Below are 14,240 nucleotides of genomic sequence, written 5' to 3' on the forward strand. Positions count from 1 at the left end.
CCGCGAGGATCATCGTCCTCGGCGTCTGCGAACGGCCTTGTATACTCCCGACCAGCCGCCGGCGACCAGCGCCGTCGCGACGACATAGGCGAGCGCCTTCGGTTCCGGCGTCGCGAAGCGGAACAGTTCAGCTACCGCTGGAAGATAGACGATCAGCGCGAGCGCGAGCGTCGTGATCGTCGCTATGATCCAGAAGGCGACGCGCCGCTTGTCGAAAAGAGCGGTTCCCGGTCCGGCGGCGGAGGCGAAGGCCATGGACAGATTGCCGATGACGAGGCCGACGAAGACCAGCGCGCGCGTCTCCCCTTCGCTCTCGCCGGCCCGCATCGAGACGAAATAGACGCAGAGCAGCGCCGCGAGCAGAACCGCGCCGTCGAGAAAGCCGGCGCCGATCTGGCGCAGGCCGAACAAAGGCTCGGCGGGAGAGCGCGGCGGCTCCTCCATCATATGGCGTTCGGCTGGCTCGCCCTCGAAGACGAGCGCGCAAATCGGATCGATGATGAGCTCCAGCGCCACCACATGTACGGGATAGAACACAGGCGGCAGCAGGAACAAAATGGGCGTGAGCGCGAGGCCGGCGATGGGCACATGGATGGCGGTCACGAAGATCAGCGCCTTGCGCAGATTGGCGAAGATGCGCCGCCCGCTGCGCACGCCCGCGACGATGGAGGCAAAACGATCATCGAGCAGCACGATCGAAGCCGCCTCGCGCGCGACATCGGTTCCGCGCTGGCCCATGGCGACGCCGACATGCGCCGCGCGCAGAGCCGGGCCGTCGTTGACGCCGTCGCCGGTCATGGCGACGATATGGCCGTTGCGTTTGAATGCCTCCACCAGAGCGAGCTTCTGCTCCGGGCGGATGCGCGCGAAGACGCGCGTGGTCTCGACGGCTTCATCCAGCGCGGCCTCGTCCAGAGCGGCGATATCGGCGCCGCTCAGCGCGCCGGCCTGCGCCTCTATTCCGGCCTGACGCGCTATGGCGAGCGCCGTCGCCGGATAATCGCCGGTGATCATCACCACATGAATTCCGGCGCGCGCCGCCAGCGCGACGGCTTCGGGGACATCCTCGCGCAGCGGGTCGAGAAAGCCGACGAGCCCGTCGAGCGCGAAAACGCCCGAGCCGGGGGCGTCCTCGCGCGGCAATGGCCCTTGATGTGTGGCGACGGCGAGAACGCGCAGCCCATGCGCCGCCATTGTCGCGACCTCGGCGGTCAGAAGGCGCAGCGCATCGGCGTCCAGGCGGCAGAGGCCGGCGATCGCCTCCGGCGCGCCTTTGGCGAAGGAGGCGAGGCCTTCGTCGGCCGCGCGCCATGTCTGCACGAAGGCGAGCGTCTCCGGCCGCAGCGGAAAGCTTCGCGTGATCGCCGCGCTCGCGGGCGGATCGCTGGCGAGGCGATGCAAAGCGCGATCCATCGGATCGGAGGGATCGGCGGCGCTGGCGCGCAAAGCGGCGTCCAGCAATGGCGCGATCTCGTCGGGCATTGCGGCTTCGCCCGGCCGCCACATGTCCGCGCCGCGCAGGAAAAACGCCGCCTCCATGCGGTTTTGCGTCAGCGTGCCGGTCTTGTCGACGCAGAGCACGTCCGTCGCGCCCAGCGTCTCGATGACGGCCGAGCGGCGCGCCAGCACATTGCGCCGCGCCAGACGATAGGAGCCGAGCGCCAGAAACACCGCCAGCACCATGGGGAATTCTTCCGGCGTCAGCGATATGGCGAGTGTGATTCCCGTCAGCCCCGCTTGAATCCAGTCGCCGAAGGCGAGGCCATAGGCGAGCGCCACGAGAAGGCAGAAGCCTATGCCCAGCGCGCCGAAGATCGCGACGACGCGGCCGGTGCTCTTTTGCAGCGGCGTCTCCTCCGGCTCGATCGATTCGAGCGAGCGGCCGATGCGGCCGAGCCGCGTCGCGCGTCCGGTGCGCGTCGCCAGCATCGCGCCTTGTCCGAGCGTCACCAGCGTGCCGGCGAAGAGAAAGGGCGCCTCCTCGCCGGGCTCGGGATCGACCAGCGGGTCCACCAGCGTCGCGGGAGCTTTCCAGACCGGCGCCGATTCGCCGGTCAGCGCCGATTCGTCCACTGAGAGGACGTCGCCGCGCAGCAGCGCGCCATCGGCCGGCGCGCGCTCGCCCTCGCCGACGAGCACAATGTCGCCGGGGACGATCTCGCGCGCCGGAATGCGCCGCTCGCCTTCGGCGCGCAGCACGCGGGCGCTGGGCGCCGCGAGGCTGCGCAGAGCCGCGAGCGCATTCTCGTTGCGCGTCTCCTGCGCCACCACCAGACCGATGGAGAGAAAGGCGCCCGCTGTGAGCAGCAGGCCTTCATGAATATCGCCGAGCGCCAGATAGAGCAGCGCCGCGACGATGAGCAGCGCGAACATGGGCTCGCGCAATGCGGCGAAAGCGATCAGCAGCCAAGAGCGTTGCGCGGGCTGCTCCAGCTCATTGGCGCCGAAATGCGCGAGGCACGCCGCCGCCTCGCGATCGGAGAGCGGCGCGAAATCGCTCGCCGGCCGGGGCTCTGGTCGTGATGCGCGGAGCCCCATTCGATCCCCCTCCCTTTCATCGGGGCGCCATCGCGAGGAGCGCAGCGACGAAGCGATCCAGGGGCCGCCCTACGGCTGAAGGATCGCTTCGCGTCGCTCGCGATGACGGCCCGTCGCCGGATGTCACGCCGCCAGAGCGGCGAGGACGCGGACCCAGGAGCGGGAGCCCTTCTTGAAAGAACTATAGGCGTATTTTTCGTTTGGAGAATGAATGCGGTCGTCCTCGAGCGCAAAGCCGATCATCAGCGTGTCCATGCCGAGATCGCGCTTGAAGGCGCCGACGATCGGGATGGAGCCGCCGCAGCCGACCAGCGCCGCCTCCTTGTCCCATTCCTCCTGCAAGGCCCGCCGCGCCCGCGTGAGCGCCTCCGAGCCGAAGGGCAATTGCAAGGCGCGCGAGGCGCCATGGGGAACGAATTCCGCGCGCACGTCCACGGGCAGGCGCTCGCGCACGAAGGCGCGGAATGAACTCAGCACCTTCTCCGGGTCTTGCGTCCCGACGAGGCGGAAGGAGATTTTCGCGCTCGCCTGCGCCGGCAGCACGGTCTTGGCGCCGGGGCCGGTGTAGCCGCCGATGATTCCATTCACGTCGCAAGTGGGGCGCGACCATACTTGCTCGATGACGCTGCGCCCGCGCTCGCCGGCCGGGCGCGCGACGCCGACGCTCTTTAAAAACGCCGTCTCGTCGAACTCCAGCCCGCGCCATTGCGCGGCGATCTCCTCGGGCAGCTCGGCGACGCCGTCGTAAAAGCCCGGCAGCGTGACGCGGCCTTCGGCGTCATGGAGATCGCCGATGATCTTGGCGAGCACATGGATCGGATTGATGACCGGCCCGCCGAATATGCCCGAATGCAGATCGCGATCGGAGGCTTTGAGGATCACCTCCTCCTGCGCCAGGCCGCGCAGCATTGTGGTGATGGCGGGCGTTTTGGCGTTCCACATGCCGGTATCGCAGACGAGCGCCAGCGCCGGCTCGGACAGCTCCTCGCGATTGGCGGCGAAGAAATCCGGCAGGGAGGGGGAGCCGGTCTCCTCCTCGCCCTCGAAGAGGAAAGTAATATGGCAGGGCAGGCCGCCATTACGCTGAAAGGCGCGGCAGGCCTCGAGGAAGGTCATCAGCTGGCCTTTGTCGTCCGAGGCGCCGCGGGCGACGATCTCCTCGCCCTGCTTGCCCGGCGCGAGGCGCGGATCGAAAGGATCGCTGATCCAGAGCTCGAGCGGGTCCGGCGGCTGCACGTCGTAATGGCCGTAGAACAGCACATGCGGCGCATCCGGCCGCTTGGCCTTGGCGTGGCCGACGACGATCGGATGCCCGGGCGTGTCGCGCACGCTCGCCTCATAGCCCAGCTCGCGCAGCTGGCCGGCGAGCCAATCGGCGGCGCGGCGGCATTCGCCGGCGAAGGCGGGATCGGTCGAGACGGATTTGATGCGCAGAAAATCGAAGAGGCGATCCGTGGCCGCGGGCAGATCGGCGTCCAAGGATTGGAGAACGGTTTCCGTCGACATGAAAGGGGCTCCGCTGCGGGTCGCGCGCATTTTCGGGGCGGCGCGAGTCGCGATGAAAACTGCAAGCTGGTCTCGAAGCTAGTGCGAATGGAGCGTCATGAAAAGAGCGGCGGCTGCTCGGCTGGATTCATCGCTTCCGTAGGCGACGGCTTGGATCGAAATGCCCCGCGGTGCGCCACAGCATTAGGAGCGGATTTCATCGGGAAGAGCTGGTCGCTGCGTCGGACCGACATGCGAGCCGGACTGTGGCGACTCCCGATTCCTGTCAGATTTTCGTCAGGCTGTCGAAAAACGCTCGCGCCTCCGCTTTGGCCAAATTTGAAGCCTTGCGGTCCACCCGCTCCTCCATGAACCGGGAGACGAGTTGAAAGCCCAGTGAATATCCAAGCCACCGAGGCAATTCGCCAACACCGAAAAACCAACCACTGTGGCTATAATCTTTGCGGTCCCAATCTCGCGCCGCAAAGGGAACATGACGGCGGATTTCTCGGATATCGAGTTGTTCCCATGGTTCAGGCGCGCCAGCCCAGACTTCTCGAGCGAAATGGCCCGCCAGACCCTCTGATACCAATGCTTCCCCCAATGATGACCCGTAACCTGGTCCCTCCCAGCGAGCCGCATGATGAAGCTCATGGGCGAACATTCGCTCAAATGATCCTTCTGAGTTTGCAGAAAGGGCAGGATTATCAGGATCAACAGTGATGAAGATCACTCCCGGCCCCGGCGAATACCCGAGAATTCCTTTCTCGGGAATGACCTGCTTTCCCGTCTGCACAATAACATCGATGGGGCCAATCGGCATAAGGGCGACCGCCCTATCGTGGCTCTCTTTTAGAGAAGCCGTAAGCCAACTGCGAAGGTTTGTAAGTGCGCCGCGGGCATCAAGGAAATGGAGATTCAGTGATGACATGCTTCCGTCCTCAGCCGAGGGGATTATTCGGCCGCAATATCGGCTTCGACTATGCTCCGGAAGCGCACAACGGCGAGCGCCCGGTTTGAGGGCCGGGTGGTCTCCGTCAGCCCAACATCTACACAGATGCGCTCGAGCGAAAAAGGACCACAGAGCGACGAAGGTCACGATAGACTATGTGAATTTTCATGCAAGGCTTCATAGCGAAGGCCCTGAATTCCCGTGGCTCCGTTCGAGCGCTAGAGAAGGTCCCATAAGGGTCATCAAGCCGAAACCCAAACCGACCCACCACTCGTCCCCTTCCGGCGTCGCCCGCACTTCCCAAGCCCTCATGTGCAGCCTAAGTAATGGGCGCGCTCCGTTCGGTGGGGCGGATGACGTCATGAGGAGACTTTCGGATGAATTTTTCGCTCCGCCGGCCGTCTCTGCTGGCCGCTCTCTTTCTCGCTCTCTCGCTATCGGGTTGCGGCTACAACACGATTCCGACGCAGGAGGAGGAAGCCAAGGCCAAATGGGCCGAGGTGGAGGCGCAATATCAGCGCCGCGCCGATCTCATCCCCAATCTCGTCGCCACCGTGCAGGGCTACGCCAAGCATGAGAAGGACGTGCTCATCGCGGTGACGGAGGCGCGCGCTCACGCCTCGCAGGCCAAGGTCGATGTCTCGCAGCTCACCGATCCGGAAAAATTGAAGCAGTTCCAGGAGGCGCAGGCGCAGCTCTCCGGCGCGCTGGGGCGTCTGCTCGCCGTCAGCGAGGCCTATCCGGATTTGAAATCCAACACCAATTTCCTCGCCTTGCAGTCACAGCTCGAGGGCACTGAGAACCGCATCAATGTGGCGCGGCGCGATTACATTCAGGCGGCGCGGGAGTTCAACACATCGCTGCGCACCTTCCCGACCCTGCTCTGGGCCAAGACCGTCTTCGCCGGAACCAAGCCGCTCGCCGAATTCACCGCCAACGCCGGCGCGGAGCAGGCGCCCACGGTGAAGTTCTAGAATTGTTTTTCACGGGAGATCGCCGCACATGCAGTCGCTTCCTTCGTGGCCTTCGCGTCGCCGCGGCTTTTTCGCCACGATGCGAGGGACACGAAGCCTCGCTCTGCTGGTCTTTCTCCTCCTGCCGGCTCTCGCTTTCGCTGCGCTCGATTTTCCTGCGCTCACCGGCCGCGTCGTCGACGACGCCCATATCATTCCGCCGGCCGCGCGGCAGACGGTCGAGACGAAATCGAAAGAGCTGGAGGAGAAGTCCGGCATTCAGCTCGTCGTCGCCACAGTTCCGTCGCTGCAGGACACGGATATAGAAACTTTCGCCAATGGCCTGTTCCGCTTCTGGAAGCTCGGCGAGGCGAAGGTCAATAATGGCGTGCTGTTCCTCATCGCGCCCAATGAGCGCAAGATGCGGATAGAGGTCGGCTATGGGCTCGAGGGGACGCTTACCGACGCGCTCTCCAAGGTCATCATCGCGACGGCGGTGACGCCCAAGTTCAAGACCGGCGATTTCGGCGCCGGAATCGAGCGCGGCGTCGATGGAATCGTCGAGGTGCTGAGCGGTGATTCCGCTGAATGGGAGAAGCGCGTGAAAGTGCGCGCCGAGCATCAGGAGCCCGGCTTCGACGAGATCGTGCCCTTCATTATCTTCCTGCTCTTCATGTTCGTCTTCTTCTCCATGCTCGCCAACGCCCGCGGCGGCGGGCGGCGCATCTATCGCGGCGGGCGCGGGCCGATCATCTATTTCCCGCCGTCGAACGACAGCTGGTCCGGCGGCTCCTCCTGGGGCGGCGGCGGCTCCTCTTGGGGCGATGGCGGCGGCGGATTTTCAGGCGGCGGCGGCTCGTCGGGCGGCGGCGGCGCCTCGGGGGATTGGTGATGCCGATTTCAGATGCGGATAAAGAGCGCATAGCGGAGGCGATCGCCGCCGCCGAGCGGCGCACGGCGGGGGAGATCGTCTGCGTCTTGGCGCGCCGCTCCTCCGATTACGCCTATGTGCCGCCGCTGCTGGCGGCGCTCATCGCGCTCATCGCGCCCTGGCCGCTCGTTTTTTTTACCGAGCTCGGCGTGCGGCTCATTCTGGCCATTCAGATTCTCGTCTTCATCGGCGCGGCGCTGCTGTTCTCGCTGCCGCCCTTGCGGCTCGCGCTGACGCCGCGCTTCGTCAAGCGCGAGCGCGCCCATCGCGCGGCGATCGAGCAATTTTTCACGCGCGGCGTTTCGGCGACCAGGGACCGCACCGGCGTGCTGATCTTCGTCTCGCTCGGCGAGCGTTATGCGCGCATCGTCGCGGATGAGGGGATAGCGGCGAAAATTCCTCAGGAGGATTGGCGCGCGGCGCTCGATCTCCTGCTCGCGCGCGTGCGCGAGGGGCGCGTCGCCGATGGTTTCGTCGATGCGATCGGCGAATGCGCGCGGCTCTTGTCGAAACATGTGCCGCCCGGCGGCCATGAGGAGCTGCCGGACAGGATCTACGTGATTTGAAAAATCCCGGAGACGCCGGGGGGCGCTCCGGGAAGTCGCGCGAGGAGAAGGCTCTCAGCCGATCAGCCGGGTGAGCTGGTGAAGGACGACGATGAAGAAGGCGAGCGCGCCGACGATGCCGGCGACGGCTTTGAAGAGCTCCGCATTGCTGTGCATGACGATTCTCCCTCAGTGCAATTTTTTTTTGTGACGACGACGCAGCGCATCGTCGTGGAGAAAATTGCGCCGCGCTTTCATCGCCGACAATTGCGCGCGCCTGCGGCAGAATGGCGCGAAGCGCTCGAGCAAATTGAATTTGCGGCGGAAAGCGCGGCGGCTACAAAAGGTCGCGCCCAGCTAATTGCGAGACGGGCGCGCGATAGCCGCAACTCGACTCCGTCGCCGCCGCGTCGTTAATGGAACGGCAATCTTTGTGGCGGCGGGGCGCGGAAGCTTATTCCAAGCATTAACCCGTTTACGTTAATATACGTAAAGCGCGAGTCGAGAGCGGCGCGCGTGAGCATTGGTGAGCGGATCGCCCGCGTGAAAGCGTGGCGCCGCCCGGTGGCGTGAGGCAGAAGAGCATGGTGTTCCGCGGCAGTTTCGCGCGTGCGTCCGTTTTGGCGTTCGCAGTCGGGCTCGGTTCGTCCTCCGGCGCCGCCGCCGAGCCGCGCGCGCCTTTCCGCGCGCCGCTCACCGTCGCGCCGCCGCCGCTGGTGCGGCAGCTCGAGGTCTCCTGGCTGCGCATGGAAGAGCCGCCGGCCGACATCTTCGCGCCGCCGACGACATCGGCGCTGCTTCCTATCGTCAACTCCACTGCGCTCGCCGTGCTTCCCGTCGTTGGCGGCTTCGATGTCGCCGAGGCGCTGCTCAGCGAGGAGCAGCGGGCTTTCGCGCTCGCGCTCGACTCATGGGCCGGCGCCGCACGCGGACTAGAGCAGCGCGCGCGTCGCAAGGCGGTCGCCGCCTTTTATGCGCAGCGCGCCTATAAGCCGCTGTGGCGCGAGGGCGGCGCCTGGCGCGTCTCAGCGCCGGCCGCGATAGAGCGGCTGAGCCGCGCGCGCGACGATGGTCTCGATCTGCGCGGCCTGGCCTATCCTTCGGAGACGAAGCTCGGCGGCGATGCGGATGAGCTCGCATTGTCGGAGGCCGTCGTCGCCTATGCGGCTCAGGCCTCCGGCGGGCGCATCGATCCGCGGCGTCTGTCGCGTCTCATCGGCGCGCATCCCGCTCTGCCGGACGCCGGCGCCGTGATCGCGACGATCGCCGCCGCAGGATCGCGCGCGGGCGATTTGCTGCAAGACTATAATCCGCCGCATGAAGGCTATCGCGCGCTGCGGGGAAAGCTCGTGGAGCTGCGCAGCGCCGGCCTGCCGGAGCTCGACAGGCGTTTCGCCGAGGCCGCGCATTCGGTCGCGCATGACGCCGCCCCGGGCCGCGAGGCGCCGAGCGCGCCGCCGCGCCGCTCCAATGCGCAGGTGGAGGCGGAGATCATCGCCAATATGGAGCGCTGGCGCTGGCTGCCGCGCGAGCTCGGCGAGAGCCGCATAGAGGTGAACATCCCCGATTTCGAGCTGGCTCTCGTCCGCGACGGACATGTCACGCATCGCGCCCGCGTCATCGTCGGCAAGGAGGGGACGCCGACGCCGCTGTTCTCCGACAAAATGCAGTTCATCATCGTCAATCCCTATTGGAACGTGCCGCCGTCGATTCTGACGAAGGAGATGCTGCCCAAATTCGGCGGCGACCTCGGCGCCATCGCCGCGCGCGGCTATGAGGTGATCACGCGCAAGGGGCAGACTTTCGTGCGGCAGAAGCCCGGCGAATCCAACGCGCTCGGGCGCATCAAATTCATGTTCCCGAACGACTTCTCCGTCTATCTGCACGACACGCCCAATCATGCGCTGTTCGCTTCGGCGCATCGCGCTCTGAGCCATGGCTGCGTGCGCGTCGATCAGCCCTTCCGCCTCGCCGAGGCGGTGCTTGGGCCAAATAGCGGCTGGCCGGAGGAGCGCGTGCGCAAGCTCGTCGGCTCCAGCGAGCGCTACATAAATCTCGCGCGGCCGCTGCCGATCCACATCGAATATTTCACCGCTTTCGTGGACGAGTCGGGACGCCTGCAATTGCGCGGCGATCTCTACGGCTATTCCGCCAAAGTGCGTCAGGCGCTGGGGCTCGAGGGGTAATCTCTCGGAGGGAAGCGGCTCGCGCCCCCTCCCTCACCCTCCCCCGCTTACGCGGGAGAGGGGAGCGGCGAGCGTTACGCGAAATAGCGATGAAGCGCGGAGCCTGCTCCCTCTCCCGCGTAGCGGGGGAGGGCTGGGGGAGGGGGGGCGCGCTTCGCAGAAGGGCGAAACGCGTCACAGAGTCGGCGCGTAGCCGAAGGCTTGATTCAAGCGTGACAATGCGACGCCGAGATCGATGGCCGCGCTCGCCCGCGCGCGCTGCGCGTCGAGCTGCAATTGGCGCACGCGATAGAGATCGAAAGCGTTGATCTCGCCGAGCCGGAAGGAGCGCCGCGCGAGATCGAACTGCTCGCTGGCGACCGAAAGGCGCTTGGCCGAGAGGCCGTCCGCGCGTCGCGCTGCGGCGACGGCGGCGCGGGCGGCGTTGATCTCCGCGGCGACGAACCTCTGCGCGCGGCCGAATTCGGCGTTGGCGCGATCGAATTCCGCCTGCGCCTCGGCGATGCGCGGAATATTGCGGCCGGGCGTCGGCAGCGGAATGCGAAAGCGCACGCCGACCGTATTATTGTTGGAGCGGATCGGATCTTCGGTGGCGGGCTCTGTGCCTTGCTCATTGCGGCCGAAGATGGCGATCTCCGGATTGTCGATGAAGCCCGTCTCGATCAGTCGCATCTGCGCCTGCGCCTTGGCGAGCGCGGCGATCGGCGCGCGCAGCGCGGGATGATCCTCCGGCGGGCGCGCCGGCAATGGCGCCTCCAGCGTTCCATCCGGCGTGGAGCCGTCGGTCAGCACCTCATAGGCGGCGCGCGCGGCCTTGGCGGCGGCGTCGGTCTGCGCGACTTCCGTCTCGGCGGCGAGCGTCTCATTGCGCGCGAGCAATTCGTCCTGCGCGGCGTTTTCGCCCAGCTCGACGCGCCGCTTCATGTCATTGCCGATATCGCGCGCCGTCGCCAGACGATCGCGCGCGATGGCTGCGTCTTTCGCCGTGCGCTGCGCCGTCCACCAGGCGTCGCGCACCAGCGCCGCGACATCGAGCCGGCGCAGCGCCAGACGCTCGACGATCTCGGCGACGCCGGCGGTGACATTGAGCTCATAGGCCTCGCGTTCGCCCGGCAGCCAGATCGGCATGCCGATCTCGAGCTCGGATTCGCGATAGCCCTGCACATTGCCTTTGACGCGCTCCTGTCGCGAGCCGCCGAAATAGGGCGAGCCGGGCGTGAAGGAATTGGCCTGGGCGTAGCGTGAGGCCACGGCGCGGCGTTGCGCTTCCAGCGCGGCGCTCTGCGCATCTATGCCGATCGCCTGATCGAGATGACGCGTGAGCACGAGGCCGAAGGGCTTGCCCGGCGGCTTCTGCTTTGGTTTCTGCTTCGCCTTCGCTTCTATGCCCGGCGGCAGCGGCGAGACGGTGAGCTTGGGCTGCGTCTGCGCGGCCGCGCTCGCGGCGAGGAGAAGGACGAGCGTGGTCGAAAGAAGCGGAGGAATGCAGCGCATGGTTTTCATCGACGCTGAATCCGCCAGCGGGAGTCCGGCGCCGTGGTCGTGGCGGGCTGCGTCGCGGCGCGCTTGCGCAGCAGACGCTTGAAGTCGAAGCGATCGTAGAGAATGGGCAAGAGCAGCAGCGTGAGCGCGGTGGCGGTGACGAGGCCGCCGATGACGACGATGGCGAGCGGCCGTTGGATTTCCGCGCCCGGACCCTTGGCGAAGAGGAAGGGCGCGAGGCCGAGCGCGGCGATGGTTGCGGTGAGCAGCACCGGGCGCATGCGGCGCCGGGCGCCTTCGCGCACCGCGTCATGCACGGCGCGGCCCTCGGCGACCAGCTTGTTGATATAGGAGATCAGCACGACGCCATTGAGCACGGCGATGCCGATGAGCGCGATGAAGCCGACGGAAGCGGGCACGGAGAGGAACTCGCCGGAGAGCCAAAGGCCGATGACGCCGCCGATCGCCGCGAAAGGCACGTTGCAGAAGACCAGCGCCGCCTGCGACATGGAGCCGAAGGTGAGATAGAGCAGCAGGAAGATGAGCCCCAGCGCCAGCGGCACGACGATGGCGAGCCGCGCCGAGGCGCGCTGCTGATTCTCGAACTGCCCGCCCCAGACCAGCTCATAGCCCGGCGGCGTATGCACCTCCTTGGCGACTGCGGCCTTGGCCTCGTCGACGAAGCCGACGAGATCGCGTCCCGTGACATTGGAGAGCACGGTGGCGTAGCGCCGCGCCTCCTCGCGAATAACCTGTATAGGGCCGTTCTCTGCGCGTATGTCGGCGAGCTGCGACAATTCCACCACCTTGCCGTCGCCGGAGACCACCGGCACGCGTGCGAAATCCACCGGCGAGCGGCGCGACACCGGATCGCCGCGAATGACGAGCGGCGTGCGGACCGGGCCTTCGAGCACGAGGCCGACCTGCGTGCCGTCCACCCATACGCGCAATCCGTCCTGAATTTCGCTGGCGTTGAGGCCGAGGCGGCCGGCGGCCAGGCGATCGATGCGCGCGGTGAGATAGCGCATTCCGTCATTCTGCAGCGCGAAGACGTCGCGCGAGCCGTCGATCTTGCGCAATGTTCCGGCGATCTCACGCGCGAGGCGGTTCAGCTCGTCTATGTCGTCGCCGAAGACTTTCACCACCACATCGCCGCGCGCGCCGATGATCATCTCCTGCACGCGCATGTCGATCGGCTGCGAGAAGGCGTAGGAAATGCCGGGGAAGCTGTCGAGCACCTGGCGCATCTCGCCGAGCAGCCAGGCCATGTTCGGCTCGCGCCATTTGTCCATCGGCGCGAGCGTCAGGAACATGTCGGTCTCATTGAGGCCGACGGGGTCGATGCCGAGCTCGTCGGCGCCGGCTCGCGCCATCACGCCCTTGATCTCCGGCACGCGCGCCATCAGCGCGCGCTCTATGCGCATATCGGTCTCGGCGGTCATGTCGACGCTGATGGTCGGATGCTTGCGCACGGTGATGACGGGCGTGCCCTCGTCCATCACCGGCATGAAGGTCTGGCCGATGTGGTTGGAGGCGAGCAGCGCCAGAGCGAGGCCGATGGTCACGGCCGCGCCGACGACCATGGGCCGGCGCAGCGCACGCTCCAGCAGCGGATCGTAGAAGGCGGAGATTTTGCGCACCAGCCAGGGCTCGTCGCTGCCGCCGGCGCGCAGCAGAGTGGCGGCGAGCGCCGGCACCACTGTGAGCGAGAGTATGAGCGCCGAGCCCATGGCGAAGGCGATGGTGAGCGCGACCGGCGCGAACAGCCGCCCCTCGAGCCCCTCGAGCGAGAGCAGCGGCAAAAAGACGGTGATGATGATGACCGCGCCGGAGACGAGCGGGCCGGCGACCTCGCGCGTCGACTCATAGGTGATGCGGACGCGGTCTTGCAGATCGGCCTTTTCCATTCCGGCGAGGCGATGCTCGACATTCTCGACGACGACGACGGCGCAATCGACCAATATGCCGATGGCGATGGCGAGGCCGCCGAGCGACATGATGTTGGCCGAGAGCCCATAGAGCCGCATGATGGCGAAGGTGGAGAGCGCGGCGAGCGGCAGGATCAGCGAGACGACCAGCGCCGCGCGCAGATTGCCGAGGAAGAGGAACAGCAGAATGACGACGAGGACGATGGCCTCGATCAGCACCTTCTGCACCGTCCACACGGCTTTGGAGATGAGCTCGCTGCGATCGTAGAAGATATCGACCTTCACGCCTTCCGGCAGGCGCGGCTTCAGCTCCTCGAGCTTGGCCTTGACGCCGGAGACGACGGTGCTGGCGTCGGCGCCGCGCAGGCCCAGCACCAGCGCCCATACGGCCTCGTCCTCGCCATTGCGCGTGGTGACGCCATTGCGGGCCAGCGCGCCATTGCGCACCTCCGCCACATCGCCGACGCGCACGATTCCGGTCGACCGCGCGGCGACGACCACCGAGCGTATGTCGTCGAGCGTGCGCAGCCGTCCCTCGGCGCGCACCAGCAGCGCCTCCTCGCCATCGCGCACGCGGCCGGCGCCGTCGTTGCGGTTGTTCTCCTCGAGCGCGTCCTTCAGCATCTTCACGGTGATGCCGCGCGCCGCCATGGCGGAGGGCGAAGGCGCGACCTCGAAAGTGCGCACGAAGCCGCCGAGCACATTGACGTCGGCGACGCCGAGCAGGCCGCGCAATGCGGGGCGAATGGTCCAATCGACGAGGCTGCGCTGCTCTGTCGGCGTGAGGCCGCCGCCGACGAGGGTGAACATCAGCATTTCGGCGAGCGGGGTGACAATGGGCGCGAGCCCGCCCGAGGCGCCCGCCGGCAGCTGATCGGCGACCGAGGCGAGGCGCTCGTTCACTTGCGTGCGCGCCCAGAAAATATCCGTGCCCTCGCCGAACTCGAAAGTGAGCAGCGCCACGGAATAGCGCGTCGTCGAGCGCATGCGCACGAGATTGGGAATGCCGCGCGCGGCGATCTCGATCGGCGCGGTGACGCGGTTCTCCAGCTCCTCCGGCGTCAGGCCGGGCGCGCGCATGGAGACCAGCACCTGCACCGGCGCGACGTCCGGAAAAGCGTCGATCGGCAGCTTGGAATAGGCGTGCGCGCCCCAGGCGGCGAGAGCGATCGCCGCGAGAAAGACCAGGAGCCGCTGGCCCAGCGCCGCTTGGATGAGTTTATCGAGCATGTCGCGTTTC

10 protein-coding genes are annotated in these 14,240 nt (G+C 66.6%); 5 read left to right on the top strand and 5 right to left on the bottom strand.

Annotation, left to right across the window (positions count from 1 at the left end; all coding sequences use genetic code 11):
• Nucleotides 1–9: 9 nt before the first annotated feature.
• The 3 genes from METLW3_RS0104515 to METLW3_RS27360 all read right to left on the bottom strand — a co-directional run bounded on the left by METLW3_RS0104515 (nucleotide 10) and on the right by METLW3_RS27360 (nucleotide 4,954).
• Nucleotides 10–2,538 carry a cation-translocating P-type ATPase gene (locus METLW3_RS0104515; protein WP_024878787.1) on the bottom strand — a complete coding sequence of 843 codons (2,529 nt, stop codon included), beginning with the start codon at nucleotides 2,536–2,538 and terminating at the stop codon, nucleotides 10–12.
• 123 nt (nucleotides 2,539–2,661) lie between these two features.
• The gene (locus tag METLW3_RS0104520) at nucleotides 2,662–4,044 is read right to left on the bottom strand and encodes a M20/M25/M40 family metallo-hydrolase (protein ID WP_024878788.1); all 1,383 of its coding nucleotides are present in this window, start codon (nucleotides 4,042–4,044) and stop codon (nucleotides 2,662–2,664) included.
• A gap of 265 nt (nucleotides 4,045–4,309) precedes the next feature.
• Entirely contained in the window at nucleotides 4,310–4,954 is a 645-nt protein-coding gene (locus tag METLW3_RS27360; protein ID WP_084484782.1) for a DUF2268 domain-containing putative Zn-dependent protease, read from the bottom strand.
• A 398-nt stretch (nucleotides 4,955–5,352) separates the two neighbouring features.
• On the opposite strand from METLW3_RS27360, the gene METLW3_RS0104530 reads away from it, so the two are divergent.
• The 5 genes from METLW3_RS0104530 (at nucleotide 5,353) to METLW3_RS0104555 (ending at nucleotide 9,590) form a co-directional block, all read left to right on the top strand.
• Nucleotides 5,353–5,949 (top strand): LemA family protein, encoded by a 597-nt coding sequence (locus tag METLW3_RS0104530; protein ID WP_024878790.1) that lies wholly within the window; start codon nucleotides 5,353–5,355, stop codon nucleotides 5,947–5,949.
• Nucleotides 5,950–6,028: 79 nt separating this feature from the next.
• Nucleotides 6,029–6,820 carry a TPM domain-containing protein gene (locus METLW3_RS0104535; RefSeq protein ID WP_036309264.1) on the top strand — a complete coding sequence of 264 codons (792 nt, stop codon included), beginning with the start codon at nucleotides 6,029–6,031 and terminating at the stop codon, nucleotides 6,818–6,820.
• A complete protein-coding gene (locus METLW3_RS0104540; RefSeq protein ID WP_024878792.1) occupies nucleotides 6,820–7,425 on the top strand; it encodes a TPM domain-containing protein in 606 nt (201 codons plus the stop codon). Before METLW3_RS0104535 ends, METLW3_RS0104540 begins: the two co-directional genes overlap by 1 nt.
• A gap of 78 nt (nucleotides 7,426–7,503) precedes the next feature.
• Nucleotides 7,504–7,821, top strand: coding sequence for a hypothetical protein (locus tag METLW3_RS29005; protein WP_157516516.1), 318 nt, complete (start codon nucleotides 7,504–7,506; stop codon nucleotides 7,819–7,821).
• 203 nt (nucleotides 7,822–8,024) lie between these two features.
• Nucleotides 8,025–9,590, top strand: coding sequence for a L,D-transpeptidase family protein (locus METLW3_RS0104555; protein ID WP_245267227.1), 1,566 nt, complete (start codon nucleotides 8,025–8,027; stop codon nucleotides 9,588–9,590).
• 174 nt (nucleotides 9,591–9,764) lie between these two features.
• Here METLW3_RS0104555 and METLW3_RS0104560 read toward each other — a convergent pair whose 3' ends face one another.
• Nucleotides 9,765–11,093 carry a TolC family protein gene (locus tag METLW3_RS0104560; RefSeq protein ID WP_024878794.1) on the bottom strand — a complete coding sequence of 443 codons (1,329 nt, stop codon included), beginning with the start codon at nucleotides 11,091–11,093 and terminating at the stop codon, nucleotides 9,765–9,767.
• Entirely contained in the window at nucleotides 11,090–14,230 is a 3,141-nt protein-coding gene (locus METLW3_RS0104565; protein WP_024878795.1) for a CusA/CzcA family heavy metal efflux RND transporter, read from the bottom strand. Before METLW3_RS0104565 ends, METLW3_RS0104560 begins: the two co-directional genes overlap by 4 nt.
• Nucleotides 14,231–14,240: the final 10 nt, after the last annotated feature.

Source organism: Methylosinus sp. LW3 (assembly GCF_000527115.1).
Lineage (GTDB): Bacteria > Pseudomonadota > Alphaproteobacteria > Rhizobiales > Beijerinckiaceae > Methylosinus.